Origin of the sequence: Sphaerisporangium rufum, from assembly GCF_016863395.1 — a bacterium.
Lineage (GTDB): Bacteria > Actinomycetota > Actinomycetes > Streptosporangiales > Streptosporangiaceae > Sphaerisporangium > Sphaerisporangium rufum.
In genome coordinates this window covers 151,303-177,222 of record NZ_BOOU01000013.1, presented here as the reverse complement: position 1 = coordinate 177,222, position 25,920 = coordinate 151,303, and the positions used below count along the sequence as shown (strand labels likewise).

Sequence of the window (25,920 nt, the reverse complement as noted above, 5' to 3'; positions counted from 1 at the left end):
GCGTGAGCCGCCACCGCCGCGAGCCGGCCGCGCCGCCGCCGGGCGCCGGGCCGGAGCGGCCGGCCGAGGTGCCGCCGGTCGAGGTGCCGCCGGTCGAGGTGCCGCCGGTCGAGGTGCCGCCGGTCGAGCTGACCGTCGACGCGCTGGGGCGCAAGTGCCCCATCCCGATCATCATGCTGGCCGAGCGGATCAACGAGGTGGCGCTGGGCGCGACGGTGGCGGTGCTCGCCGACGACCCGGCCGCGTTCACCGACGTGCCGGCCTGGTGCCGGCTGAAGTCGCACCACCACGCCGGCACCTTCGAGCTGCCCGGCGGCGGCTGGGCCATCCACGTGCGGCGCAACTACTGACCCCGCCCGGCTCGCCGCCCGCCGGCCGGCGGGTACGGCCGCCGGGCCCGTGGCGGGCGCGGCGGCCGGTCGCTCAGGGGTGCGGGCAGCGGACGTGCGGCTCGATCTCCGCGGCGGCGTCCGCTCCGTAGGCCGCGGCGAACCTCGACAGCAGCCGTTCCCGGCCCAGCTCGTACTCCTGCCCGCCGACGTGCTCGAGAACGTGCGTGGCCACCAGGTTGCCGAGCTGGCCGCAGCGCTCCAGGGACAGCCCCCACGACAGCGCGGCAAGGAAACCCGCGCGGAACGCGTCGCCGACACCGGTCGGGTCGGCCTTGGCGAGCTCGGGGGTCGGCGGGATGTGCAGCGAGGGCTCGCCGCGCCGGTCGATGCGGGCGCCCTTGGGCCCGAGGGTGGTGACCCGGACGCCGACGCGGGACAGCACCTCCTCGTCCGACCAGCCGGTCTTCTGCTCGACCAGGGCCTTCTCGTAGTCGTTGGAGAAGAGGTAGGCCGCGCCGTCGATCAGCCGGGAGATGTCCTCGCCGCCCATCCTGGCCAGCTGCTGGGAGGTGTCGGCGGCGAACGGGATGCCGCGCTGGGCGCACTCCTCGGTGTGCCGGAGCATGGCGTCGGGGTCGTTGGCGCTGATCAGGACCAGGTCCAGCCCGCCCACCCGCTCGGCCACCGGTCGCAGCTCGATCTCGCGGGCCTCGGCCATGGCACCGGTGTAGAAGGAGGCGATCTGGTTGTGGTGGGCGTCGGTGGTGCACAGGAAGCGCGCGGTGTGGTGGATCTCCGACACGCGCACCGAGTGGCAGTCGACGTTGTGCCGCTCCAGCCAGGAGCGGTAGTCGGCGAAGTCGGTCCCGACCGACCCGACCAGGATCGGCGTCAGGCCCAGGCAGCCCATGCCGAAGGCGATGTTGGCGGCACAGCCGCCCCGCCGGATCTGCAGGTCGTCGACGAGGAACGACAGCGACACGCGGTCGAGCTGCTCGTCGATGAGCTGGTCCCCGAAACTGCCGGGGAAGGTCATCAGATGGTCGGTGGCGATGGAGCCGGTGACGGCGATGCGCACGGGGTGCTCTCCTCGTTGTCAGCATCGAATGAGCTGCCAAGCCTACGGCACCGGGGCTGGACGGATGCTCGAGGAACACTGGGGACGGGCCCGCCGCGCCGCCGCGGATCGGCCGCCGCGCCGGCCTCGGGCACCCGGCCCGGACGGCCGCCTGCGCGTCGGCGGCGGGGTGGCGGTGCCCCCTACCAGGCCGGTGACCTGCCGGCCGGACCCCTCCCCCGCGCGACATCGAAGTACCCGTGGACATGACGAACACCCCGCCCGGCATGGAGATCGCGTGAGCGGGGTGTGCCGTTCCGGCCGGCCGGGGCGCCCGGCCGGCGGTCGCCGGCTAGTTGAACGAGTCGCCGCAGGCGCAGGAGCCCGTGGCGTTCGGGTTGTCGATCGTGAAGCCCTGCTTCTCGATGGTGTCGACGAAGTCGACCGTGGCCCCCGTCAGGTAGGGCGCGCTCATCCGGTCGGTGACGACGCTGACGCCGCCGAAGTCGGCGACCACGTCGCCGTCCATCGAGCGGTCGTCGAAGAAGAGCTGGTAGCGAAGGCCCGAACAACCACCGGGCTGCACGGCGACGCGCAGCTGCAGGCCCTCTTCGCCCTGCTGCTCGAGCAGGCTGCGGACCTTGGCCGCCGCCGCGTCGGTCAGGATCAGACCCTGCTGCGTGGTCTCGCTGCTCTCAACCGTCATGTGCTGACTCCCCGTCTGCCCCGGCGCCCCTCACAGGCGGAGGCCTTGGTCTGAGGTCTCATTCAGACGCTACCAACACCCGGGCACCGCTACACATTCCTGTCTCAGGGAGCGGGCGTCACCACCCCCGGGAATACCTCGGACCTTTGGTGTGTCATGATTAGTCGTCAAGTAGACGATAAGTGCCTGAGAGGGTGTACGCCGTGACGACGACCGACACCGGCCTTCCGCTTTTCGTGCTCGGCCGGGGCACCGATCCGCACAGCGAGCGCGGCGTCGACTGCCCGGGCGAGCTGCCGCAGGCGTCCGACCCGGCGCTGGTGGAGCGCGCCGCCCGGGCCAAGGCGGCGCTGGGCGACCGGCTGTTCGTGCTCGGCCACCACTACCAGCGCGACGAGGTGATCCAGTTCGCCGACGTCACCGGCGACTCCTTCAAGCTGGCCCGCGACGCCGCCGCCCGGCCGGAGGCCGAGTACATCGTCTTCTGCGGCGTGCACTTCATGGCCGAGTCCGCCGACATCCTGACCGGAGACGGCCAGCGGGTGGTGCTGCCGGACCTCGCCGCGGGCTGCTCGATGGCCGACATGGCCACCTTCGACCAGGTCGAGGAGGCGTGGGACCTGCTCACCGACCTGGGACTGGCCGAGATCACCGTGCCGATCACCTACATGAACTCCTCGGCGGACATCAAGGCCTTCTGCGGCCGGGAGGGCGGCGCGGTGTGCACCTCCTCCAACGCCCGCCGCGCGCTGAGCTGGGCCTTCGACGAGAGCTCGGCGGGCCCGGCCAAGCGGGCCGGTGACCGCAAGGTGCTGTTCCTGCCCGACCAGCACCTGGGCCGCAACACCGCGGTGCTGGAGATGGGCCTGACCCTGGACGACTGCGTCGTATACGACCCGCACCGCCCGAACGGCGGTCTCACCGAGCGGCAGTTGCGGGACGCCAAGATGATCCTGTGGCGGGGGCACTGCTCGGTGCACGGCCGTTTCAGCGCCGGCTGCGTGGACGACGTGCGGGCGCGGATTCCGGGGGTGAACGTGCTGGTGCACCCGGAGTGCCGGCACGAGGTGGTGAACAAGGCCGACTTCGTGGGCTCCACCGAGTACATCATCAAGAAGATCGCCGAGGCGCCGGCCGGATCCGCCTGGGCCGTCGGCACCGAGTTGAACCTGGTCAAGCGGCTGGCGGCCCGGCACCCGGACAAGACCGTCACCTTCCTGGACCGGACCGTCTGCTACTGCTCGACGATGAACCGCATCGATCTTCCGCACCTGGTGTGGGCCCTGGAGTCGCTGGCCGCCGGCCAGGTGGTCAACCAGATCTCCGTGGATCCCGGCACCGCCCACTGGGCCCGCGTCGCCCTGGACCGCATGCTCGCCCTGCCCTGATGCTCGCGACCCGCCGCCCGGCCCGGCCCGCGGTGCGGCGGGCCGGGAGGTGCGGCCCGGCGCGCTCAGCGCAGCTCGAACACCGCACGGACGGTCACGACGATCGACTGCCGGCCGGGGCTGAGGCCCCCTGACTTCTCGACCAGCGCGTACCGGGACGGCGAGGCGTCCCCGTCCTCCTCCAGCCGGGCGAGCCGGGCGAGCCGCCGCCCGGTGAGCGTCGCGTACTGCCGGGCCTTGTTCAGCGCGTCCTGGTAGGCGGCGGCCCGGGCCGCCGTGCGGAACATCTCCGGTTCGGCGACGTCGAACGACAGGCCGTTGAGCCGGGCCGCGTCCCCCGCGGACGCGACCGCGGCGAGGACCGCGTCGGTGCGGGCCAGGTCGCGGACCACCACCTCGGTCGACTGGTTCGCCCGGTAACCGGACAGCCGCGGGAACTTGTCGTACTCGGCCACCAGGGACAGGTCGGTGGTCCGCAGATCGCTCTCGGCCACCCCGGCGGCGAGCAGCGCGACGGTGAGCCTGCGGGCGGCCTCCTTCACCGCGGTGAAGGCGTCGCCCGCCCTGGGCGCGCGCGCCTCGACGCCGACGTTGAGACGCAGCAGGTCGGGAGTGGCCTCGACCTTGCCGGTGCCGCCCACGGTCACCCGGGCGGCCCGGCGGGCCTGGTTCCGGTCCGCGGCCGGCGGGGGGTGCGCCACCGAACCGGCCGCGCCGCGCGGGCCGTCCGGCGCCGGCCGGACGGCGGGGATCGGCGGAACGGCCGGGCCGGACGGTGACGCGCCCCGGCCGGCGCCGGCCGCGGACGCCGGGCCGACCGGCCCGGCCAGCAGGACGAGCACGGTGGCCGCGGGCACCACAGTCAGTTTGATCATGGGCACATGCCACCACCGGACGGCGCCGCCGCGGCCGGTACGCTCCGGGACACGACCGGAACTTGACCGTTACCGGGACCTGCGGTGGCGCGTACCGGCGAGCCGGTCAGCGCCCGGCCGGAGCCGGCGGGAGCGGCGCCGCCACGGCCGGCCGGCGGAACGGGGCGGGCGGCCCGGGCACGCCCAGGAATCCCTCGGCGATGGCCGAGGCCAGCCCCACCCTCGGCAGGGCCCGCGCGTCGTCGAAGGCGACGAAGCGCGGCACCCAGCGCGGCCGGTACTTGGCGTTCGCCCGGTACAGCGACTCCAGCTGCCACCACCGTGACAGGAACACCAGCGTGCACCGCCACAGGCGCAGCACCGGGCCGGCGCCGAGCCGGGCACCCTGCTCGAAGACCGAGCGGAACATGGCGAAGTTGAGAGAGATCCGCCGCACCCCGAGCCGGCCGGCCTCGCCGACCAGTCCGGCGACCATGAACTCCACCAGCCCGTTGTCGGAGTCACGGTCCCGGCGCATCAGGTCGAGGGAGAGCCCGTCCTCCCCCCACGGCACGAACGACAGCAGCGCGTCCAGCCGGCCGCCGGCGTCCCGGGCCTCCACCAGCACGCAGGCGCCGTCGGCCGGGTCGCCCAGCCGGCCGAGCGCCATGGAGAAGCCGCGCTCGTCGGCGGCGCCCCGCCAGGCGGTGGCCCGCTCCACGACGTGGCGCATGTCCTCGTCCGGCACCTCGGCGTGCCGCCGGATCCGCAGCGTGTAGCCGGCCCGCCGCACCCGGTTGACCGCCTGCCGCACCCCGCGCATCTCCCGGCCGTCCAGGGTGAACTCCGCGACGTCGATCACCGCCTCGTCGCCGAGTTCCAGCACCCGGAGCCCGGCACGGGCGTAGGCGTGCGCGGCGGCCTCGCCGGAGCCGATGGCCGCCGGGATCCACCCGTAGCGGCGGGCCTCCTCCAGGAAGGCGCGGATCGCGTGCCCCCACGCCTCCACGTCGCCGACCGGGTCGCCGGCGGCCAGGCACACCCCGGCGACCACCCGGTAGGACACCGCCGCCTTGCCGCTCGGAGAGAAGACCACCGCCCGGTCCCGGCGGGTGGCGAAGTAGCCCAGCGAGTCGTGGGCCCCGTAGGCCGCCAGCAGCGCGCGGACGCGTTCCTCGGCCGCGGCGGGCAGCTCGGCGCGGGCCCGCTGGGAGCGGAACAGCACCGCGAAGGCGACCAGCACCGCCACCGCGCTGATCAGGCCGATGAGGAAGTTCACCCACCCGGGCGGGTGCCCGGCGCGGTAGGGGTCGAGGTCGACCACCCCGCCGAGGGCCCGCTCCAGCGCCCAGGGCAGGTGGTCGGCGGGCCGCAGCGTCCCGGGGAACAGCCCGACCAGCGCCCAGCCGATCCCGAAGGAGACCGCGAGCAGCGTCACCAGGGTGAGCAGCGCGGTGCGAAACGACGCCCGCCGGGTCGGGGCGGAGAACTCGTCTCGCGCGGCGGCCAGCACCCCGAAGGCGACGGCGGACAGTACCAGGTTGAACTCCGAGGCGACGACCTGCGGGGTCATCGCGAACTCGTCGACCAGGTCGGGCATGAGCGTGGAGGACAGCACGACGGCGAGGTTGCCGACCACCAGCAGGCCGAAGATGGCGGTGATCACCCAGTAGGCGGCCCGCTTGTGCCGGGCGAGCGCGCCGGCCAGGATGGCCAGGAACACCGCGTAGCCGAGGTTCGGCTCCACCGGGAAGACGGCGCTCTCGATCACCTCGGTCGCGGTGGCGAGCCACCGGCGCAGCGGCGGCAGCACGGCGATCGCCGCCGAGTAGGCGGCCGCCGCGGTGAGGCATACCGACAGCAGGCGCGGCAGCCCGGCGCGAAGCCGGCCCTCCGCCCCGGCGCGCGCGGCCCGTCCGACCCGGTCGTGCTCGGTCACTGCCACCATGTCCCCCCGGCGATGGCGATCTGCCGGGTTGGTATACCCCCTCGCCCACCCGCCTATGGCAGTCCCGTCCCGGCCGGCGGGAGGGCGGTCACAGGCCCGGGGCCCCCCACAGCGGGAACCAGCGCGACAGGTCGGCCTCGACGGGCAGCTCACCGGTCAGCACGCCGCGTACCTGGAGCTCCAGCGGGTTGTCCCGGCGCTCGCCGGGCAGCGGCGCGAACGGGTAGAAGGTGCCCTGCTTGTAGAGGTAGACCAGTGCCAGCCGCCGGTCTCCCGGCCCGGTGAAGACCACCACCGAGCACAGCAGGGCCGGGCCGAAACCGGCGCCCTCCAGCGAGGAGTTGACCGCGTGCAGGTCGGTCACCAGCGCGCCGAGGTCGCCCGCGGGGCGGCGGGCCAGCAGCCAGGTGTAGCCGTAGGAGTCGTCGCTCCGCTCGACGGCGGCGTCGGCGAGCAGCGCCTCGATGTCGCCGCGCAGCCGGGCGAAGGCGCCGCCCTCCGGGGAGCGGAAGCAGACCGAGCCGAGGCCGGCCGGCGCGAACCCGGTGGCCGCCTCCAGGGTGACCGCGGCGGAGGGCAGGGCGAACAGGGCGTCCAGGTCGGGCCGCGCCGGCCTGCTGCGGCCGAGCAGCGCGTCCAGCCAGCGCATCCCGCTCAGCCCTCCCGGCCGAGCCGGCCGGCGATGGCGTCGAGCTGGGCCAGCCGGCGCTCGAGCGGCGGGTGGGTGGCGAACAGGGTGGCCAGGCCGGCCCCCCGCCCGCCGGCCAGGGCCGGGGCGAAGTAGAAGGCGTTGAACGGCCGGGCCTCGCGCAGGTCCCGGGTGGGGATGCGCGACATCTCCCCGGAGACCTTGACCAGGGCACTGGCCAGCGCCGAGGGCCGCTGGGTGAGCAGCGCGCCGGCCCGGTCGGCCGACAGCTCGCGGTACCGGGACAGGGCGCGGGTGAGCAGGAAGCTGACCGCGTACACCAGCACCGAGACCAGCATGATGATCAGCCCGATCGGCGGCCCGTTGTTGTTGCCCCGGTCACGGCCGAGTCCGGAGTACAGCGCGAACCGGGTCATCAGGCCGGCCACGACGCCGAGGAAGGAGGCGATCGTCATGACCGCGACGTCGCGGTGCGCGACGTGGGACAGCTCGTGCGCGAGGACGCCCTCGAGCTCGCGCGGATCGAGCCGCCGCAGCAGCCCGGTCGTCACGCACACCACGGCGTGCCGCTGGTCGCGGCCGGTGGCGAAGGCGTTCGGGACGTCGCTGTCGGCGATGGCGACCCGGGGCTTGGGGGCGTCCGCCATCGCGCACAGCCGGTCGATCAGGCCGTGCAGCTCGGGCGCCTCCTGCGGGGAGACCTCCCGGCCGTGCATCGCGAACAGCGCGATCCGGTCGGACAGGAAGTACTGCACCAGCAGGAGGCCGCCGGCGAGCACGAGCACCGTGATCGCCCGGGCGCCCAGGGCGATCAGCACGGCGACGAAGACGACGTACAGCAGGCCGAGCAGGAACAGGGTGACGACCATGCGCACGGTGAGCCCCCGGTCGGGTGCGTACCGTGTGCGCGTCATGGTGCCACGCTACCCCGGGATGAGACCCTGGTCGCCGAGCATCCCCCGCACCTCGTCGATCGAGGCGTCGGCGGGCGGCAGGATCAGCTCGGACGGCTCCAGCGCGTCGTCGGGCAGCGGCTTGCCGATCTGGCGCACCTTGTCCAGCAGCGCGTGCAGCTTGGTGCGGAAGTGCGGCTCGTCGCCCGCCTCGATGGCGGCCTCGAGCTCGCCGTCCAGCACGTTGAGCACGTCGATGTCGCCCTCGGCGATCTCGACCTGCCCCTCCCCCATGATGCGGACGATCACAGCCCCTCCCCCGGACGCGGGTACTGCTGGGTCTGGGGGGACTGCTGCGGCGCCTGCTGCGGCGCCTGCTGGGGGGCCTGCTGGGGGTGCGGTGCCTGCTGCTGGCCGGGGCGGCCGGCCTCGATGGCGTCCTGCGGCGCGGGGCCCTGCCCGAGCTCGGCCTTCATCCGGGCCAGCTCCAGCTCCACGTCCCGGCCGCCGCCCATCCGGTCGAGCTCGGCCTGGATGTCGTCGCCGCGCTGGCCGCTGAAGTCGTCCAGCGCGCCGCTGGCCAGCAGCTCGTCGATCGCGCCGGCGCGGGCCTGCATCTGCGCGGTCTTGTCCTCGGCCCGCTGGATCGCCAGGCCCACGTCGCCCATCTCCTCGGAGATGCCGGAGAAGGCCTCGTTGATCCGGGTCTGCGCCTCGGCCGCGGTGTAGGTGGCCTTGATCGTCTCCTTCTTGTGCCGGAAGGAGTCGACCTTGGTCTGCAGGCGCTGGCTGGCGAGCGTGAGCTTCTCCTCCTCGCCCTGCAGGTTGTTGTGCTGCACCTGCAGGTCGGCGATCTGGCCCTGCAGGCCGGAACGGCGGGACAGCGCCTCACGGGCCAGGTCCTCGCGGCCCACGCTCAGCGCCTTGCGGCCCTGGTCCTCCAGCTTGCTGCTCTGCTGCTGGAGCTGGTTGATCTGCAGTTCCACGCGCTTGCGCGAGGTCGCCACGTCGGCCACGCCCCGGCGGACCTTCTGCAGGAGCTCAAGCTGCCGCTGATAGGAGTAATCGAGGGTCTCGCGCGGATCCTCCATCTTGTCCAAGGCCTTGTTGGCCTTGGACTTGAAGATCATCGAAAGTCTCTTCATCACGCTCATGCGCGTCGGCCGTCCCCTTCTTAAGTAGTGCTCTGCCTATGCTCCCGCACGCCGCGACGCCCGCCGGCCATCGCGCGCGCCGCCTTCGCGTCTTCGCCTGCCACGATCCATTCGCGACCTCCCTGGCCGCCCCACCATCGCCCGCCCCCGATTATCGCGGCGGCGTCGCCTAAGTCCACCCTACGCATAACGTGCGAGGGCGTCATTAAGTTGCACCCCCGGTAGGCTGACGTCGTGTTCCGACGCCGCAACCAGGCCCCCGCCGAGGCCGCCGCCCCCGCCGCCGCCCCGGACAAGAGCGCGGGAAAGGGCCGCCCGACCCCCAAGCGCCGTGACGCCGAAGGGCGCCGCCGCCAACCCGTCACCGCACCCACCAACCGCAAGGACGCCTACCGCCAGGCGCGCGAGCGGCAGGTGGCCGAGCGCGCCCGCGCCCGCGAGGGCATGATGCGGGGCGAGGAGCGCTACCTCCCGGCCCGCGACCGCGGACCGGCCCGCCGGCTGGCCCGCGAGTGGGTCGACTCCCGCCGCACCCCGGGGCAGTTCTTCCTGCCCGTCTCGCTGCTCCTGCTGGTCGTGCTGTGGACGATCCCGGTGGTCGGCGGGCAGACCGGCATGCTCGTCTACTCCTACGCCGTCACCGTCATGTGGCCGCTGATGATCGTGCTCGTGGTCGGCAGCTCGGTGTGGGTGGCCCAGCGGGTCAAGAAGGAGGCCGCCCGCCGGCTGCCCGGCGAGAGCCTCAAGGGGGTCGGGTTCTACGCCGCCATGCGGTCCATGCAGATCCGCCGCCTGCGGTTCCCGCCGCCCACCGTGCTGCCCGGCGGCGACCCCGTCCCGCCCAAGAGGTGACCGGGGCGGGCGCGCCACCGCCCGCCGCGGCGCGGGCGGCCCGATCGGGGGCATCACCCGGCGGCGGCTAGGGTCGGGAGCATGGACTTCCGTCATCTCGGTCGTAGCGGTCTCATGGTCAGCGAGATCAGCTATGGCAACTGGATCACGCACGGCTCGCAGGTCGAGGAGGACGCCGCCCGCGAGTGCGTGAAGGCGGCCCTCGACGAGGGCATCACCACGTTCGACACCGCGGACGTCTACGCCGGCACCCGGGCCGAGGAGGTGCTCGGCCGGGCGCTGAAGGGCGTGCGCCGCGAGTCGCTGGAGATCTTCACCAAGGTCTACTGGCCCACCGGCCCCGGTCGCAATGACCGCGGGCTGTCGCGCAAGCACATCACCGAGAGCATCCACGGCTCGCTGCGCCGGCTGGGCACCGACTACGTCGACCTCTACCAGGCGCACCGCTTCGACCACGAGACCCCGCTCGAAGAGACGCTCAAGACGTTCGACGACCTGGTGCGCCAGGGCAAGGTGCTGTACGTCGGGGTGAGCGAGTGGACGGCGGGGCAGATCGCCGACGCGCTCAAGATCGCCGACCAGCTGGGCCTGGACCGCCTGGTGTCCAACCAGCCGCAGTACTCGATGCTGTGGCGGGTCATCGAGTCGGAGGTGGTCCCGCTCTGCGAGAAGGAAGGGCTGGGGCAGATCGTCTGGTCCCCCATCGCGCAGGGCGTGCTCACCGGCAAGTACCTGCCGGGGCAGCCGCCGCCGGCCGGGTCGCGGGCCACCGACCCGCAGGGCTCGGGCTTCATCCAGCGCATGCTGGAGGACGACGTGCTCACCCGGGTGCAGGAGCTGAAGCCGGTCGCCGCCGACCTCGGCCTGTCGATGGCGCAGCTCGCGGTGGCCTGGGTGCTGCAGAACCCGAACGTCTCCTCGGCCATCGTCGGCGCCACGCGTCCTGAGCAGGTACGCGACAACGTCAAGGCCGCGGGCGTCAAGCTGGACGCCGACGTGCTGTCCAGGATCGACGACGTGCTCGGCCCGGTGGTGCAGCGCGACCCGTCGCTCACGGTGAGCCCGCCTTCGCGCCCGTGACACCGGCGCGTTGACACCGGAACCGTGACACCGGAACCGCGACACCGCACCGTGACACCGGCGTCGTGACACCGGCGCGGGGCCGCCCGCCCGCGTACCGGCCGCCGCCCGGCGGCCGGGTCCACGGCGGCCCGGGCGTCCCCGCCCGCACCGGCCCGGTCACCGGGCGCCGCCCGGACGCGGTGGGCGCGGCGGGCGTCATTCCACCCGCAGCGACATCCCCGCGTACTCGGTGCGCTCGTCCTCCAGCAGGGCCACCTGCTCCACCCCGGCCCCGAGCAGCGTCCGCCAGTTCTCGCCGAGCCAGGACTCGGCGTCGGACTGGCTGGGAAAGACTTCGCGCGGCAACGACCCGCCGGTGACCTCACCGCCATTAGCGTTCTCGTAACGCCAGCGCCACGTCATGCCATACGCTCCTTTTCGCGGGGTTCTGCCCTATGTCCTCGACAGGCTGTGCAGACCCTACCTCCTGGAGTGTGCCGCAGATCTTGCCGTGGGGGCGCTGGGACAGGCCAGGAGCCCGGCCCGGCGGGCCGGACCACCCACATCGACGGTGCTCGACGGACGATCGACGACGGAGGCCTCCTCATGCCGCCCACCTCCGGCCGGCCGGCCATGGCCGCCGCGGCGACCCGCCGCCCGCGGGCCGGGCGCCGGTGAAGGTACTGCTCTCCGGCACGGCCGGCCCGTACGGCTGGCCCGAACCCGGCTGCGCCTGTGCCTCGTGCGGGCGGCTGCCGGCCGGACACCGGGCGCCGACCGCCGTGGTGCTGGACGACATGGTGCGGCTGGCCCCGCCGGCCGGCCTGCCCCTGTCCCCGCCCGCCGACCTGCCCCCGGGGTACCGGATGACGGTCACTCCGGACGGCCACGCCGTCGCCGGCCCGGACCGGGCCCGCGTCCTGCACGCCGTCCCGGCCGGCGGGCAGCACCACCACCCCTCGCCGAGCTGGGCCGAGGACTGTTACGACCTGGTGCTCATCGACCTGCTGGACCGGCCGCACCGCCTGGGCGACCTGCGCCGGCGCGGCCTGGTCACCGCGCGCACCCAGGTGGTGGCCATCCACCTGGACCATCGGGTGCCCTCGGAGGCCGAGCTCGCCCGGCGCCTGTCGTTCTGGGACGCGCGGTCCGTCGAGGACGGCACGATCCTGGACACCCGGCAGCCCGCGCCGCCCCGGGACCCCGCGCCGCGCCGGACGCTCATCCTGGGCGGCGCCCGCTCGGGGAAGTCGGCGGAGGCGGAGCTGCGGCTGCTGGCCGAACCGGACGTCACCTACGTCGCCACCGGGCCGGCCGGCCGGCGGGACGCGGAATGGCAGGCCCGGGTACGCGCCCACCAGCGCCGCCGCCCGCCGCACTGGGCGACGCTGGAGACCACCGAACTGGAGGCGCTGCTGCGCTCGGAGACCGGCACGCTGCTGGTCGACGGGGTGGGCGCCTGGCTGGCGGCGGTCTTCGACGGCTGCGGCGCCTGGGACGACCCGGCGCACGACCGGCCGCGCGGCCGCCGGCCCGGCCGGTTCGGCACCGCGCTGGACCAGGTCGCCGCCCGGTGCGACGACCTGGTCGAGGCGTGGCGGCGGACGCGGGCGCGAGTGGTGGCGGTCTCCGACGAGGTCGGTCTCAGCGTCGTCCCGGCGACGGCGAGCGGCCGGGTGTTCCGCGACGCGCTCGGCCGGCTGAACCAGCGCCTGGCCGCCGAGTCCGAAGAGGCCGCGCTGGTCGTCGCCGGCCGCCCCCTGCCGCTCCCCCTGTGACCCCGATGGACCCCGATGAACCGCCCGGTGACCCCCTGATGCCGCCGGCGGCCGGCCGCGGCGACGCCCGGCCCTCCAACGCCCGGCCCTCCAACGCCCGGCCCCCCGACGCCCGGCCCTCCGGCGGGCGGCCCTCCGCCGAGGGGGCCTTCGGCGAGCGGCCGAACCCCGGGGCGGCGGCCGCCGGGCCGGAGGACGGGACCGGCGGGAGCGGAGCGCCCGCCGGGCGATGGGCGCGCCTGGCCGGCGGGCTGCGGCTGGCGGCCGGGCTGCTGAGCGTGTGGCCGGCCGGGGCGCCGCACGCCGACCGGGCCACCGCGGGGCGGGCGATGCTGCTGGCGCCGCTGGTGGGGCTGCTGCTCGGCGGTGCCGCGGCGGCGGTCCAGTTCGCGGCCGGGCTGCTGCTGTCCCCGCCGCTCGCCGCGGCGCTGGCCATCGGGTCGCTCGCCCTGCTCACCCGGGCCCTGCACCTGGACGGGCTGGCCGACCTGGCCGACGGGCTGGGCAGCGGCCGGCCGGCGGCCGGCGCGCTGGAGATCATGAAGCGGTCGGACATCGGGCCGTTCGGCGTCGTCACGCTGGTGTTCACCCTGCTGATCCAGGTCGCCGCGGCGGCGGAGGCCGGACCGCCGGCGCTGGTGGCCGCGTGCGTGACCGGGCGGCTCGCGGTGACCTGGGCCTGCACGCCCGGCGTGCCCGCCGCCCGGCCCGGCGGCCTCGGAGCCCTGGTCACCGGCACCGTCCGGCCCGGCGCCGCCGGCGTCGCCACCGCGTCGGCGCTGGCCGGCGCGGTGCTGCTCGGCCTGGCGGCCGGCGGCCCGCTACGGTTCCCGCTGGCGGTGGCGGGCGGCCTGGCCGCGGCGTGGGCATTGCGCGGGCACGCCGTCCGCCGGCTCGGCGGGGTCACCGGCGATGTCCTCGGCGCCCTGGTGGAGGCCGCGACCGCAGCCGCCCTGCTCGTCTGCGCCGCCTGAGGCGCGCCCCGGCCGGGCGCACCTTGTGTCGGTCGCGCGTCAGGCGGCCGAGGCGGCGGGTACGCCGGCGCGGCACTCGCGGGAACGCCGCGCGAGGACCAGTGCCACCACGGCGAGCAGTGCCCAGCCGGGCAGGCCGGTGATGCCGGCGATCACCGGTGACGGGGGGTGAGCCGCGTCCCCGACCAGCAGCATCCACCCGCCGACGGCGTTGAGGGTGGCGTGCCCGGCCACCGCGGGCCACACGCTGCCCGACGCCAGGCGGGTCCAGCCCAGGAAGGCGCCGAACAGCACGCAGAAGCCGGTGAACATCAGCGCGGCCCACGGGCCGAGTTCGGGGTAGTTGTAGCCGCGCAGGGTCAGCGGCGCGTGCCAGGCACCCCAGATCAGGCCGGAGACGGCGATCGCCCGCACCGGGCCCAGGGGCAGCAGCCGGGGCAGCAGCCACCCCCGCCAGCCGTACTCCTCGCCGAGCGCCGGGATCGCGTTGACCAGCGGCGCGACCAGGCCGAGCGCCACCTGGACGGCGAGGATCACCCCCGGTTCGACCGGCGGCGCGCCACCGGTCGCCTGCGCCAGTTGCCGGCGCAGCAGGCCGAGGTTCGCCAGGTCCAGGCTGAGTAGCCCGGTGGCGGCGCTCACCGCGATGGCGAGCACGGTGAGCAGCGCGGTGCCGGCCCAGGCCAGCACCACCAGGCGCAGGCCCCGGCGCCCGCCGAGCGCCAGGCCGGTGTCGCGGGCCCACCGGCGGAACGGCACCTGCCGGTGGCAGACCCGCCATACGGCCAGGACGCCGGCGGCCGGGGTGAACATCATCGCCAGCGCGACCGGAGTGATGGGCGCCGGCCGGGACGGCAGCCACAGCGGCAGCGCGACCAGCCAGGACAGCCCGAAGGCAACGAGCAGGAAGACCGTGAGGTCACGGTGGCGAGAGATCATTCGGATATCTCCAGGAGAGAGGACTCGCCTCGCGGGCGGGCGCATCCGGGCAGGCCGGCCGCGCGGGCGCGGCGGCGGGCGGAGCGAGGGCGGAGCGGCGGGCGGGTAGCGGGTGGCGGGTCGGGCCGGGCCGGGTGGGGGACGGGGTCAGGGCGCCTGGACGCGCTCGGCCAGCAGGGCGTTGATGAGGGCCGCGCCGTGCCGGGCGTCGTCGACGGTGATGGCGAGCCGGCCGCCGGAGGCGTACCGCAGGACCAGGGTCTCGCCGCCGCGGATCATGATCGTGGACCGGCCGGGCAGCCCGCGCAGCCCCCAGCCGCCGGTCTGGTACGGCTGCCGGTCCTCCACCGTGGCGCCGCGCAGGTTGTCGAGCGGGATGGTGCGGGCCGGTGCCCGGAACGGCCCGAACGAGATCACGACGCGGTCGTCGCCCACCCGGACGCCCACCCGGTGGACGATCGCCCCCACCAGGCCGATGATGACGAGCGGCGGCAGGGCGGTGCCGAGCCCGGCGAACGGGAAGAGCCAGGCCAGCAGGCCGACGACCGCGGCGCCCGCCACCCCGGCCAGGGCGGCGGCGCCGGCCCAGGGGTTGACCGCCGAGGACACCCACACGGTGCGCCGACCGGCGGCCAGGCGCATGCTCGGCCCGGCCGGCGTCTCCCGCGGCGGCGGCACCGGCCCGTGCGCGGCGGCGGCCCAGCCGAGCGCGCCCGCCGCGACCACGGCCAGCAGGATGAACAGCACCGGCATCAGGGGCAGCTCGGCTGCGCGCCAGTCCGGCCGGTCCAGGTTGGCGGCCAGGGTGGCGGCGCGCACGGCGAGCACCAGCGTGACGGCGCCGGCCAGCAGCGCGGCGACCGGCCGGCGCCGGTCGGGGTGGTCGGCGGCGTCGCGGTGCAGCACGGCGTAGAGCAGGAACGCGACGATCAGGCCGAGCATCGCCAGGTCGAGGGCCATCGCGGTGCCGAAGGACCCTGTCCGGTCGGCCTGCCCGGACGGGCCCCAGTGCACCGCGAGCGGCTCGGGCAGCCGGGGCCGCAGCCACAGCGGAACGGCGACCAGCAGGGCGCCGGCGGTGACGGCGCCCGCTCCGCACACCGCGAGGAACCGGGAGCGGTAGCTCATGACAACTCCTTGATCATCTCGATCACGTCCTCCGGGCGGTAGCCGTACCGCCCGGCCTCCTCCAGCAGCTCCCGCGACCTGCGCAGCAGCACCTGGCGTCCGTCCGGTGGGCGCAGCACCGAGACGCCGCGCCCGCGGCGGAACTCCAGCACGCCCTCGTCGCGAAGGTCGCGTAAGGCACGCAGCACCGTGTTGGCGTTGACGCCGAGCGCCGCGGCCAGCTCGCGGGCGGACGGCAGCCGCTGGCCGGGGGTGGCGACTCCGGAGGCCACCGCCTGCCGGACCGCCGCGGCCACCTGCTCGTGCAGCGGCCGGGGGTCGTTGAGATCCAAGGTGAGCAACATGGTGCTATTTACATTAGCACCATCGATGGCCATTTGCGACATGGTGCTAGCGCGAGTAGCACCATGCTGCTGCGAAGCGCTGACCGATTCGTGGGACGAACCCTCGTTTATGCAGACGGGAGAACCCCGGCTAGCATCGGCCAACGTGACGACTGTGCGACTGAACGCCGCCGAAGCCGGCGCGGTTGAGACCGACGCCCTCGTGGCAGGCATCCACACCACTCCGGACGGCCCCCGGCCGGCCCCCGGCGCCGACGCGCTCGCGTCCGCGTTCAGCGGCGGCCTGGCCGCGACGCTGGAGGCGCTCGGGTTCGCCGGCGCGCCCGGCGAGGTGGTGAAGATCCCCACCTTCGGCGCGCTCCCGGCGCCCCTGGTCGTCGCGGTCGGCCTCGGCGACGCCCCGGAGCGGCCCGACGGCCACGACCTGGAGGTGCTGCGGCGCGCCGCCGGCGTCGCCGCCCGCGCGCTGCGCGGCACCGCCCGCGCCGCCTTCGCGCTGCCCGCCGCCACGTCCGCACAGGCCGAGGCGGTCGCCGTGGGCGCGCTGCTCGGCGCCTACGACTTCGCCCGGTACCGCACCGGAGGCGACTCCAGGTCCCCGCTCGCCGAGGCGGAGGTGCTCAGCGACGCGCCCGGCGCCGAGGAGGCCGTCGCCCGGGCCGCCACGCTGGCCGAGGCGGTGACGCTCGTCCGCGACCTGGTGAACACCCCGCCCTCCGACCTGCCGCCGGCCCGGTTCGCCGAGATCGCCGAGGAGGCCGGCACCAAGGCCGGCCTGTCGGTGGAGGTGCTCGACGAGGCCGCGCTGCGCGAGGGCGGCTACGGCGGCATCACCGGCGTCGGGCAGGGCTCGGCCAACCCGCCGCGGCTGGTGCGCCTCGCCTACTCCCACCCCGAGGCCGCCGCGACGATCGCCTTCGTCGGCAAGGGCATCACCTTCGACTCCGGCGGCCTGTCGCTGAAGCCGTCGGCGTCCATGGCATGGATGAAATCGGACATGGGCGGCGCCGGCGCGGTGTTCGGCGCCCTGCTCGCCATCGCCCGGCTCGGCGTCCGGGTGAACGCGGTCGGCTACCTGTGCCTGGCGGAGAACATGCCGAGCGGCACCGCGCAACGACCCTCCGACGTGCTCACCACCTACTCCGGCAAGACCGTCGAGGTGCTCGACACCGACGCCGAGGGCCGCCTGGTGCTGGTGGACGGCATCGCCCGGGCCGGCGAGGACGACCCGGACCTGATCGTCGACGTGGCCACCCTGACCGGCGGGCAGATCGTGGCGCTCGGCTGGCGCACCTGCGGCGTGATGGCCTCCGACGACGAGCTGCGCGAGGAGCTGGTCGAGGTCGCCGTCGGCCAGGGCGAGGCGGCGTGGGGCATGCCGCTGCCCGAGGACCTGCGCAAGGGCCTCGACTCCCCCATCGCCGACATCGCCAACATCAACCCCGAGCGCTCCGGCAGCATGCTCGCCGCCGGCATCTTCCTGCGCGAGTTCGTGCCCGAGGGCGTGCGCTGGGCGCACGTGGACATCGCGGGGCCCGCGTTCAACAAGGAAGGGCCGCACGGCTACATCCCCAAAGGCGGCACCGGCATGCTGACGCGCACCCTGGTCGCGCTGGCCGAGCGCTACCAGCCGGACCAGGAGGCATGATGGGCCGGGCCGGTCGCGCGGTGCGCGCCGCCCGGTGCGTCACACCCGAGCCGGACAAGTGAAAAGATGCAGTTGGGCAGGCCGGCCGCTCCGCTTGATCGCACGCGCCCCGGCCCGCAGGGCCCACCGACCCGACAAGGAGCTTTCCAGTGGCTGATGGCAGCGGCCCCTACGACATCGTCGTCCTGGGCGGCGGCAGCGGCGGCTACGCCTGCGCGCTACGGGCGGCCGAGCTCGGCCTTTCCGTCGCACTGATCGAGAAGGACCGGATCGGCGGCACGTGCCTGCACCGGGGGTGCATCCCGACCAAGGCGCTGCTGCACGCGGCGGAGGTCGCCGACGAGACCCGCGAGGCCGCGAGCGTGGGCGTGCGGGCCACCTTCGAGGGCGTGGACATGCCCGGCGTACACGCCTTCAAGGACAAGATCGTAAACCGGGCCTGGAAGGGCGTCCAGGGCCTGCTGAAGAGCCGCGGCGTCACGATCATCGAAGGTGAGGGCCGGCTGGCCGGCCCGGGCCGGGTCGTGGTCGGCGACCAGGCCGTCGAGGGGCGCAACGTCGTGCTCGCCACCGGTTCGGTGCCCCGGTCGCTGCCCGGCCTGGAGGTCGACGGCGACCGGGTGATCACCAGTGACCACGCCCTGCGGCTGGACCGGGTGCCGTCCTCGGTGGTCGTGCTCGGCGGCGGTGTCATCGGCGTCGAGTTCGCGTCGGTCTGGCGGTCGTTCGGCGCCGAGGTGACCATCGTGGAGGCGCTGCCGCACCTGCTCCCGCTGGAGGAGGAGTCCAGCTCCAAACTGCTGGAGCGCGCCTTCCGCCGCCGCGGCATCAAGTACGAGCTGGGCGTCCGCTTCGAGGGCGTCAAGACGACAGGCACCGGCGTGGTGGTCACGCTTCAGGGCGGCAAGACGCTCGAGGCCGAGCTGCTGCTGGTGGCGGTGGGCCGCGGCGCCGTCGTCTCGGGCATGGGCTTCGAGGAGGCCGGCGTCACCGTCGAGCGCGGCACCGTGGTCGTCGACGAGTTCTGCCGCACCACCGTCCCGGGCGTCTACGCCGTCGGCGACCTGATCCCCACCCTGCAGCTGGCGCACGCCGGCTTCGCCGAAGGCATCCTGGTCGCCGAGCACATCGGCGGCCTGGACCCGGCGCCGATCGACTACGCCGGGGTGCCCCGCATCACCTACTCCGACCCCGAGGTGGCCTCGGTCGGCATCACCTCGGCCACCGCGCGCGAGCGCGGCCTGGAGATCACCGAGCTGGTCTACGACCTCGGCGGCAACCCCAAGAGCCAGATCATCGGCACCCAGGGCGCCGTGAAGGTGATCGCCCAGAAGGACGGTCCGGTGCTCGGGGTGCACATGGTGGGCCGGCGGATGGGTGAGCTCGTCACCGAGGGGCAGCTCATCTACAACTGGGAGGCCCTGCCCGCCGAGGTGGCCCAGCTGATCCACGCGCACCCGACACAGTCCGAGGCCGTCGGCGAGGCGATGCTCGCCCTTGCCGGCAAGCCCCTGCACGTCCATAACTAAGCCCTCACAGGAAACGCGAGAGAAGACACCATGCCGGTTTCCGTAACCATGCCCCAGCTCGGCGAGAGCGTGACCGAGGGCACCGTCACCCGCTGGCTCAAGAAGGAAGGCGACCAGGTCCAGGCCGACGAGCCGTTGCTCGAGGTCTCCACCGACAAGGTCGACACCGAGATCCCCTCGCCGTCGGCGGGCGTGCTCACCAAGATCGTGGTGGCCGAGGACGAGACCGTCGAGGTGGGCGCCGAACTCGCCGTCATCGACGGGGACGGCTCGGCCGCGCCCGCGCAGGCCGAGCCCCAGGAGCAGGAGCAGGCCGAGGCGGAGCCCGAGCCGGAGCCCGAGCCCGAGCCCGAACCGGCCAAGGCGGCCGAGCCGCAGCAGCAGGCTCCGGCGTCCTCGATCCCGCAGCCGCCGCAGCCGCGACAGCAGCCGGCGCAGCAGCAGCCGCAGCAGCAGCAGGTTCCGCAGCAGCGCCCGCCGGCGCAGCAGCCCGAGCCGCAGCAGGCCGAGGCCGCGCCGGCCTCGCCGATCTCGCCCGCGGCGCCCGCCGGCGGCGAGAGCCCGTACGTCACGCCGCTGGTGCGCAAGCTCGCCACCGAGCACGGCGTCGACCTGTCCGCGCTGACCGGCACCGGCGTCGGCGGCCGCATCCGCAAGCAGGACGTGCTGGAGGCGGCCCGGGCCCAGCGCGAGCAGGCCGCCCAGGCCCAGGAGCGGCCGGCCCCGGCCGCGCAGCCCGAACCGCAGCCGGCCGCCGCCGCACCGGCCGCGGCCCCCGAGCCGGTGCAGGCCGACACCACGCTGCGCGGACGCACCGAGAAGATGTCGCGGATGCGGCAGACCATCGCCAAGCGCACGATGGAGTCGCTGCAGACCTCCGCGCAGCTCACCTCGGTGGTCGAGGTGGACGTCACGAAGATCGCCCGGCTGCGCGAGCGGGCCAAGGCCGAGTTCCAGCGGCGCGAGGGCGTCAAGCTCAGCTTCATGCCGTTCTTCGCGCTGGCCGCGGTCGAGGCGCTCAAGCAGCACCCGAAGCTCAACGCGGTGATCAACAGCGAGACCAACGAGGTCACCTACTTCGACCACGAGCACCTCGCCTTCGCGGTCGACGCCGAGCGCGGCCTGGCCTCGGCGGTCATCAAGGACGCCGGTGACCTGAACCTGGCCGGGCTGGCCCGCAAGATCGCCGACCTGGCCGAGCGCACCCGCACCAACAAGGTGAGCCCGGACGAGCTGTCCGGGGGCACGTTCACCCTGACCAACACCGGCAGCCGCGGCGCGCTGTTCGACACGCCGATCATCAACCAGCCGCAGGTCGCCATCCTCGGCACCGGTGCGGTCGTCAAGCGGCCGGTCGTGGTGGACACCCCCGAGGGCGAGGTCATCGCGGTCCGTTCCATGGTGTACCTGGCGCTGACCTACGACCACCGCCTGGTGGACGGGGCGGACGCCGCCCGGTTCCTCACCACGGTCAAGCGCCGGCTGGAGGAGGGCCGCTTCGAGGCCCAGCTCGGCCTGGCCTGAGCCACCACGCTGACGGGGCGCTCCGGCGGACACGCCGGGGCGCCCCGCCCGCTTCCCGGCCGGACGCCGCCGGCCCGGCGGCATAGGGTGACGGCATGACAGTCGTCGTCACCGGCTCGTCCGGGCTCATCGGGTCGGCTCTGGTCCGCGCGCTGCGCGAGGAGGGCACCCCCGTCGTCCGGCTGGTTCGCCGCCGCCCGGAGGCCGCGGACGAGGCCTTCTGGGATCCGGCCGGCGGGGTGGTGGACCCGGGCGTGCTGGACGGCGCCGAGGCGGTGGTGCACCTGGCCGGCGCGGGCATCGCCGACCGGCGCTGGACCGACGACTACCGCCGCGAGCTGGTGGACAGCCGGGTGTCGGGCACGCGCACCATCGCCACCGCGATCGCCGCCCTGGAGCGTCCGCCGCAGGTGCTGCTGTCGGGGTCGGCGATGGGCGTCTACGGCGACACCGGCGACCGCGAGGTCGACGAGTCCGCCGACGTCACGTCGCCGGGCGGCGCCGGCGACCGGCGGCCCGGCCAGTGGCTCGCCGGCCTGGTGCGCGCCTGGGAGGCGGAGACCGCGCCCGCCGAGCGGGCGGGCGTTCGGGTGGTGCACCTGCGCACCGGGCACGTGCTCACCGCCGCGGGCGGTTTCCTGGGAAAGATGCTGCCGGTGTTCCGGGCGGGCCTCGGCGCGCCGCTCGGCTCCGGCCGCCAGTACACCTCGTGGATCTCCCTGGACGACTGGCTCGGCGCGATCGCGCACCTGCGGCGGCGGCCCGAGGTGTCGGGCCCGGTGAACCTCACCGCCCCCGGGCCGGTCACCAACGCCGAGTTCACCAAGGCCCTGGGCCGCGCGCTGCACCGCCCGACGCTGCCGGTGCCGGTGCCGGCGTTCGCGCTGCGGGCCGCGCTCGGCGGGCTGGCCGACGAGGGCGTCCTGATCGGCCAGCGGGTGCTCCCGCGCCGCCTGCTGGACAGCGGATACCGGTTCCGGCATCCCGGGGTCGAGGAAGCACTGGCCGCCATACTCTAGGTGCCGTCCGGCGAACGGGGAGTAAGCCGCGGCTCGATCCGCCGGTCCATGAGCATGCCTCACCTCGACGACGCACAGGAGAGAGATCATGAACAGGCTCGGCCAGTCGCACATCCTGGCGATCGGCGGCGGTTCGTTCCGCCCCGGTGCCCGGCAGGGGACCATGGAGCCGTCCGGCCTGCTGCGATACGCGCTGGACCTGACCGGGCAGGACCGCCCGCGGCTCGGCCTGCTGGCCACCGCGCTCGGCGACGACCAGCCGTGGCTGCTGAAGATGTACGCCGCGTTCCAGGCCTTCGACGCCGAGGTGAGCCACCTGGCGCTGTTCCCGCAGCCGAACGTCCCCGACCCGCGCGAGTGGATCCTCTCCCAGGACGTCATCTACGTCAGCGGCGGCAGCGTGGCCAACCTGGCGGTGCTGTGGCGGCTGCACGGCCTGGCCGAGGCGTTCGAGCAGGCGTGGCGGGCCGGTGTGGTGCTCAGCGGGCAGAGCGCGGGCGCGCTGTGCTGGCACGTGGGCGGCAACACCGACTCCTTCGGGCCGGCGCTGCGCCCGTGGGCCGAGGGCCTCGCCCTGGTGCCCTACTCGTGCGGCGTCCACTACAACTCCGACCCGCAGCGCCGCACGCTGCTGCACGAGTCGGTCGCCTCCGGCGAGCTGCCCGACGGATACGCCGCCGACGAGGGGGTCGCGCTGCACTACGTGGGCGGCGAGTTCATCCAGGCGGTCTCGGTCGACCCCGGCGGGTTCGCCTACCGGATCGAGCGGGACGGCGACGCGGGCGTGAAGGAATTCCGCGTCGAACCTCGCCTGCTGACGGCGTGACCGGGCGTTAGGCTGATCCCCGTGAGCGAGCGCGCCGACCAGGCTGACCAGCAGACGACCACGGGCGGCCGGGCCGGCGGGCTGGCCCTCGTCCGGCTCGGCGTCGACGTCCCCTACGAGCAGGCGTGGGAGCTGCAGCACCAGGTGCACGCGCGGCGCGTCGCGGGCGCCCTGCCCGACACCTGCCTGCTGCTGGAGCACGCGCCGGTCTACACCGCCGGCCGGCGCACCCGCCCCGAGGAGCGGCCGGCGGACGGCACGCCGGTCATCGACGTCGACCGCGGCGGGAAGATCACTTGGCACGGTCCCGGGCAGCTGGTCGGCTACCCGATCGTCCGGCTGACCGAGACGATCGACGTGATCGCCTACCTCCGGCTGCTGGAGGAGGCCCTGATCCAGGTGTGCGCCGACTTCGGGGTGCCGGCCGGCCGGGTGGCCGGGCACAGCGGGGTGTGGGCGCGCGGCGACGCGGCCAGCGGCCTGCCGGACCGCATGCTCGGCGCGATCGGCATCCGGGTCGCCCGGGGCGTGACGATGCACGGGTACGCCCTCAACTGCGCCAACGACCCGAGCTGGTTCAACCGCATCGTCCCGTGCGGCATCCGCGACGCCGGCGTGACCTCGCTGTCGGCCGAGACCGGGCGGCGCATCACCGTCGACGAGGTGCTGCCGTTCGCCGAGAAGCGCCTGGCCGAGGCGCTCGGCGCGCAGCCGCTGGAGGTGCAGGAGGAGGACCTGCTCTCCGGCCGGCTGTGAGCCGCGCCACCACCGCCGGGCCGGTGTCCGGTCCGGCCGCGGCGGCGACGTAAGCTGGAACGCGTGACCGTTGCTCCTGAAGGCCGAAAGCTCCTCCGCCTGGAGGTGCGCAACAGCCAGACCCCCATCGAGCGCAAGCCTCCGTGGATCAAGACCCGGCTGCGGAACGGGCCGAACTTCACCGAGATCAAATCCCTGGTGAAGGACCAAGGCCTGCACACGGTCTGCCAGGAGGCCGGCTGTCCCAACATCTCCGAGTGCTGGGAGGACCGGGAGGCGACCTTCCTCATCGGCGGCGACCAGTGCACGCGGCGTTGTGACTTCTGCCAGATCGACACCGGCAGGCCGGCCGAGTACGACCGGGACGAGCCGCGCCGGGTGGCCGAGTCGGTGGTGCAGATGGGGCTGCGGTACGCCACCGTCACCGGCGTCGCCCGCGACGACCTGCCCGACGGCGGCGCCTGGCTGTACGCCGAGACCGCGCGGCGCATCCACCAGGAGGTGCCCGGCTGCGGGGTCGAGCTGCTGGTCCCCGACTTCAACGGGCGCCCCGACCAGCTGGCCGAGGTCTTCTCCAGCCGGCCGGAGGTGTTCGCGCACAACATCGAGACCGTGCCGCGCATCTTCAAGCGCATCCGCCCGGCGTTCCGGTACGACCGCTCGCTGCGGGTGATCTCGATGGCCCGCGAGGCCGGGCTGGTCACCAAGTCCAACCTCATCCTCGGAATGGGCGAGGAGCGCGAGGAGATCGTCCAGGCGATGCGCGACCTGCGCGAGGCGGGCTGCGACCTGCTCACCATCACCCAGTACCTGCGCCCGACGCCGCGCCACCACCCGGTGGACCGCTGGGTCAAGCCGGAGGAGTTCGGCGAGCTGCAGCGGGAGGCCGAGGAGATCGGTTTCGCCGGGGTCATGTCCGGGCCGCTGGTGCGCTCGTCCTACCGCGCCGGCCGGCTCTACCGGCAGGCCGTCGAGGCCCGGCAGACCACCTGACCGCGCCGGCCGGACCGGGTCACGGTCCGGTCCCCCATCAGGTCACGTTTTCCTCACTCGCGCTAGGGATTTGTATCCTTTAACCATGGCGAACAAGCCCGCAGACCCAGAGCGCCCGGGGCGCGTCAAGCAGCTCCGCATGATCGCTCAGATCATCCAGAAGGCCAACCCCAAGGGGATGCCGATCGTCGTCGCGTCGGCCGTGGCCACGCTGGCGGTGTTCGTCGTGCTCGGGCTGGTGACCGGCCTCGTCTGGCAGTTGATCATCCTCGGGGTGATGGTCTCCCTCACCGTCGGCATGGTCGTGTTCGGCCAGCTGGCGCAGCGCGCGCAGTACTCCCTGCTGGCCGGGCAGCCCGGCGCGGCGGCGGCCATCCTGCAGAGCATGCGCGGCAACTGGCAGGTGACCCCGCACGTGGCGGTCACCCGCGACCAGGACGTGGTGCACCGGGCGGTGGGCTACCCGGGCATCGTGCTGGTGTCGGAGGGCCCGGGCGCCCGGGTGCAGCGGATGCTGGTGGCGGAGAAGAAGCGCGTGCAGCGGGTGGCGATCGACGTACCGGTGTACGACGTGCAGTGCGGCGACGGCGAGGGACAGGTGCCGCTGGCCAAACTGCAGCGCCACCTGATGAAGCTGCCGCGCAATCTGAAGAAGACGGCGGTCTCGGAGGTCAACTACCGGCTCCGCGCCCTGCCGCAGACGCTGCCGATGCCGAAGGGCCCGATGCCGCGGGGGGCGCGCATGCCCCGCGGCAAGATCAGGTGATGGCCGGCGCCTCCGGTGTCGCCCGGCGGCGGGTCACCGCCGGCTCCTCGGCGCGGGCGAACCGCCGCTGGTGGGACGCCGCCGCCGACGACTACCAGGCCGAGCACGGCGACTTCCTGGGCGACGCGCGGTTCGTGTGGTGCCCGGAGGGCCTGGACGAGGCCGACGCCCGGCTGCTCGGCGAGGTGCGCGACCGGCGGGTGCTGGAGATCGGCTGCGGGGCCGGCCAGTGCGGCCGCTGGCTGGTCGCCCAGGGCGCCGAGGTGGCGGCGTTCGACCTGTCGTTGCGGCAGCTGCGGCACTCGCGGCGGATCGACGAGCACACCGCCCTGCGGCTGCCGGTGGTCCAGGCCGACGCCGGGCGCATCCCGTTCGCGGATCAGAGCTTCGACCTGGCCTGCTCGGCGTTCGGCGCGCTGCCTTTCGTCGCCGACGCGCGCGCCGTGCTGGCCGAGGTGCGCCGGGTGCTGCGGCCCGGCGGGCGGCTGGTGTTCTCGGTCAGCCACCCGGTGCGCTGGGCGTTCCCCGACGATCCGGGCCCGCGCGGGCTGACCGCCGACCGGTCCTACTTCGACCGGTCTCCCTACGTCGAGGTGGACCAGGACGGCGAGCCGGCGTACGTGGAACATCACCGCACGATGGGCGACTGGGTGGGCGCCATCGTCGCCGCCGGGCTAGCGGTGACCGGGCTGGCCGAGCCGGAGTGGCCGGCCGGGCACGACCGGGCGTGGGGCGGGTGGAGCCCGCTGCGCGGCCGCCACCTGCCCGGCACCGCCATCTTCTCCTGCGCGCGGGCCTGAC

Annotated in this window: 27 protein-coding genes; 15 read left to right on the top strand and 12 right to left on the bottom strand. The window is 74.4% G+C overall.

The window, feature by feature from the left end; genetic code table 11:
* Nucleotides 1-2: 2 nt before the first annotated feature.
* The gene (locus Sru01_RS36520; RefSeq protein WP_373869485.1) at nucleotides 3-350 is read left to right on the top strand and encodes a sulfurtransferase TusA family protein; all 348 of its coding nucleotides are present in this window, start codon (nucleotides 3-5) and stop codon (nucleotides 348-350) included.
* 73 nt (nucleotides 351-423) lie between these two features.
* On the opposite strand, the gene Sru01_RS05100 is transcribed toward Sru01_RS36520, so the two are convergent.
* The gene (locus Sru01_RS05100) at nucleotides 424-1,410 is read right to left on the bottom strand and encodes a carbohydrate kinase family protein (protein WP_203982668.1); all 987 of its coding nucleotides are present in this window, start codon (nucleotides 1,408-1,410) and stop codon (nucleotides 424-426) included.
* Nucleotides 1,411-1,741: 331 nt separating this feature from the next.
* A complete protein-coding gene (gene erpA / locus Sru01_RS05095; protein WP_203982667.1) occupies nucleotides 1,742-2,095 on the bottom strand; it encodes an iron-sulfur cluster insertion protein ErpA in 354 nt (117 codons plus the stop codon).
* A gap of 203 nt (nucleotides 2,096-2,298) precedes the next feature.
* On the opposite strand from erpA, the gene nadA reads away from it, so the two are divergent.
* Nucleotides 2,299-3,483, top strand: coding sequence for a quinolinate synthase NadA (nadA, locus tag Sru01_RS05090; RefSeq protein WP_203982666.1), 1,185 nt, complete (start codon nucleotides 2,299-2,301; stop codon nucleotides 3,481-3,483).
* 65 nt (nucleotides 3,484-3,548) lie between these two features.
* On the opposite strand, the gene Sru01_RS05085 is transcribed toward nadA, so the two are convergent.
* The 6 genes from Sru01_RS05085 to Sru01_RS05060 form a co-directional block, all read right to left on the bottom strand.
* A complete protein-coding gene (locus tag Sru01_RS05085) occupies nucleotides 3,549-4,358 on the bottom strand; it encodes an SIMPL domain-containing protein (RefSeq protein ID WP_203982665.1) in 810 nt (269 codons plus the stop codon).
* A 106-nt stretch (nucleotides 4,359-4,464) separates the two neighbouring features.
* Nucleotides 4,465-6,276 (bottom strand): phosphatidylglycerol lysyltransferase domain-containing protein, encoded by a 1,812-nt coding sequence (locus tag Sru01_RS05080; RefSeq protein ID WP_239136927.1) that lies wholly within the window; start codon nucleotides 6,274-6,276, stop codon nucleotides 4,465-4,467.
* A 97-nt stretch (nucleotides 6,277-6,373) separates the two neighbouring features.
* Nucleotides 6,374-6,934 (bottom strand): PspA-associated protein PspAB, encoded by a 561-nt coding sequence (gene pspAB / locus Sru01_RS05075; protein WP_203982663.1) that lies wholly within the window; start codon nucleotides 6,932-6,934, stop codon nucleotides 6,374-6,376.
* A gap of 5 nt (nucleotides 6,935-6,939) precedes the next feature.
* Nucleotides 6,940-7,848 (bottom strand): zinc metalloprotease HtpX, encoded by a 909-nt coding sequence (gene htpX, locus Sru01_RS05070; RefSeq protein ID WP_203982662.1) that lies wholly within the window; start codon nucleotides 7,846-7,848, stop codon nucleotides 6,940-6,942.
* 9 nt (nucleotides 7,849-7,857) lie between these two features.
* Complete coding sequence (pspAA, locus tag Sru01_RS05065) at nucleotides 7,858-8,136, bottom strand: PspA-associated protein PspAA (protein ID WP_203982661.1); 279 nt, start codon at nucleotides 8,134-8,136, stop codon at nucleotides 7,858-7,860.
* The gene (locus Sru01_RS05060) at nucleotides 8,133-8,981 is read right to left on the bottom strand and encodes a PspA/IM30 family protein (RefSeq protein WP_203982660.1); all 849 of its coding nucleotides are present in this window, start codon (nucleotides 8,979-8,981) and stop codon (nucleotides 8,133-8,135) included. The genes pspAA and Sru01_RS05060 overlap by 4 nt, the downstream gene beginning before the upstream one ends.
* A gap of 234 nt (nucleotides 8,982-9,215) precedes the next feature.
* Between Sru01_RS05060 and Sru01_RS05055 the strand changes: the two genes are divergently transcribed.
* Together Sru01_RS05055 and Sru01_RS05050 are read left to right on the top strand one after the other, a co-directional pair.
* Complete coding sequence (locus Sru01_RS05055; protein ID WP_203982659.1) at nucleotides 9,216-9,833, top strand: DUF3043 domain-containing protein; 618 nt, start codon at nucleotides 9,216-9,218, stop codon at nucleotides 9,831-9,833.
* 81 nt (nucleotides 9,834-9,914) lie between these two features.
* Complete coding sequence (locus tag Sru01_RS05050) at nucleotides 9,915-10,913, top strand: aldo/keto reductase family protein (protein ID WP_203982658.1); 999 nt, start codon at nucleotides 9,915-9,917, stop codon at nucleotides 10,911-10,913.
* A gap of 198 nt (nucleotides 10,914-11,111) precedes the next feature.
* Here the strand turns inward: Sru01_RS05050 and Sru01_RS05045 are convergent, their stop codons facing one another.
* A complete protein-coding gene (locus Sru01_RS05045; RefSeq protein ID WP_203982657.1) occupies nucleotides 11,112-11,318 on the bottom strand; it encodes a hypothetical protein in 207 nt (68 codons plus the stop codon).
* A gap of 251 nt (nucleotides 11,319-11,569) precedes the next feature.
* Between Sru01_RS05045 and Sru01_RS05040 the strand changes: the two genes are divergently transcribed.
* Entirely contained in the window at nucleotides 11,570-12,673 is a 1,104-nt protein-coding gene (locus Sru01_RS05040) for a bifunctional adenosylcobinamide kinase/adenosylcobinamide-phosphate guanylyltransferase (RefSeq protein ID WP_239136926.1), read from the top strand.
* 5 nt (nucleotides 12,674-12,678) lie between these two features.
* On the top strand, nucleotides 12,679-13,647 hold the full coding sequence (locus Sru01_RS05035; protein WP_307811960.1) for an adenosylcobinamide-GDP ribazoletransferase: 969 nt from the start codon (nucleotides 12,679-12,681) through the stop codon (nucleotides 13,645-13,647).
* Between the two features lie 39 nt (nucleotides 13,648-13,686).
* Here Sru01_RS05035 and Sru01_RS05030 read toward each other — a convergent pair whose 3' ends face one another.
* From Sru01_RS05030 to Sru01_RS05020, 3 genes are all read right to left on the bottom strand, one after another.
* On the bottom strand, nucleotides 13,687-14,586 hold the full coding sequence (locus Sru01_RS05030; protein ID WP_203982655.1) for a CPBP family intramembrane glutamic endopeptidase: 900 nt from the start codon (nucleotides 14,584-14,586) through the stop codon (nucleotides 13,687-13,689).
* A 147-nt stretch (nucleotides 14,587-14,733) separates the two neighbouring features.
* Entirely contained in the window at nucleotides 14,734-15,714 is a 981-nt protein-coding gene (locus Sru01_RS05025) for a DUF1648 domain-containing protein (RefSeq protein ID WP_203982654.1), read from the bottom strand.
* On the bottom strand, nucleotides 15,711-16,091 hold the full coding sequence (locus tag Sru01_RS05020; protein WP_275412137.1) for a GntR family transcriptional regulator: 381 nt from the start codon (nucleotides 16,089-16,091) through the stop codon (nucleotides 15,711-15,713). Before Sru01_RS05020 ends, Sru01_RS05025 begins: the two co-directional genes overlap by 4 nt.
* 76 nt (nucleotides 16,092-16,167) lie before the next feature.
* Between Sru01_RS05020 and Sru01_RS05015 the strand changes: the two genes are divergently transcribed.
* From Sru01_RS05015 to Sru01_RS04975, 9 genes are all read left to right on the top strand, one after another.
* A complete protein-coding gene (locus Sru01_RS05015) occupies nucleotides 16,168-17,706 on the top strand; it encodes a leucyl aminopeptidase (RefSeq protein WP_203982653.1) in 1,539 nt (512 codons plus the stop codon).
* Between the two features lie 149 nt (nucleotides 17,707-17,855).
* Complete coding sequence (lpdA, locus tag Sru01_RS05010; RefSeq protein WP_203982652.1) at nucleotides 17,856-19,235, top strand: dihydrolipoyl dehydrogenase; 1,380 nt, start codon at nucleotides 17,856-17,858, stop codon at nucleotides 19,233-19,235.
* A gap of 30 nt (nucleotides 19,236-19,265) precedes the next feature.
* Nucleotides 19,266-20,759, top strand: a complete 1,494-nt coding sequence (sucB, locus tag Sru01_RS05005; RefSeq protein WP_203982651.1) for a 2-oxoglutarate dehydrogenase, E2 component, dihydrolipoamide succinyltransferase — start codon at nucleotides 19,266-19,268, stop codon at nucleotides 20,757-20,759.
* A 95-nt stretch (nucleotides 20,760-20,854) separates the two neighbouring features.
* Nucleotides 20,855-21,778, top strand: coding sequence for a TIGR01777 family oxidoreductase (locus Sru01_RS05000; protein WP_203982650.1), 924 nt, complete (start codon nucleotides 20,855-20,857; stop codon nucleotides 21,776-21,778).
* An 88-nt stretch (nucleotides 21,779-21,866) separates the two neighbouring features.
* Nucleotides 21,867-22,604 (top strand): Type 1 glutamine amidotransferase-like domain-containing protein, encoded by a 738-nt coding sequence (locus Sru01_RS04995; protein ID WP_203982649.1) that lies wholly within the window; start codon nucleotides 21,867-21,869, stop codon nucleotides 22,602-22,604.
* 21 nt (nucleotides 22,605-22,625) lie between these two features.
* Entirely contained in the window at nucleotides 22,626-23,360 is a 735-nt protein-coding gene (gene lipB, locus Sru01_RS04990) for a lipoyl(octanoyl) transferase LipB (RefSeq protein WP_373869484.1), read from the top strand.
* 63 nt (nucleotides 23,361-23,423) lie between these two features.
* The gene (gene lipA / locus Sru01_RS04985) at nucleotides 23,424-24,353 is read left to right on the top strand and encodes a lipoyl synthase (protein ID WP_203982648.1); all 930 of its coding nucleotides are present in this window, start codon (nucleotides 23,424-23,426) and stop codon (nucleotides 24,351-24,353) included.
* Between the two features lie 139 nt (nucleotides 24,354-24,492).
* Nucleotides 24,493-25,119 (top strand): DUF4191 domain-containing protein, encoded by a 627-nt coding sequence (locus tag Sru01_RS04980; RefSeq protein WP_239136922.1) that lies wholly within the window; start codon nucleotides 24,493-24,495, stop codon nucleotides 25,117-25,119.
* Nucleotides 25,119-25,919, top strand: a complete 801-nt coding sequence (locus Sru01_RS04975) for a class I SAM-dependent methyltransferase (protein WP_203982646.1) — start codon at nucleotides 25,119-25,121, stop codon at nucleotides 25,917-25,919. Before Sru01_RS04980 ends, Sru01_RS04975 begins: the two co-directional genes overlap by 1 nt.
* The last annotated feature ends 1 nt before the right edge of the window (nucleotide 25,920 follow it).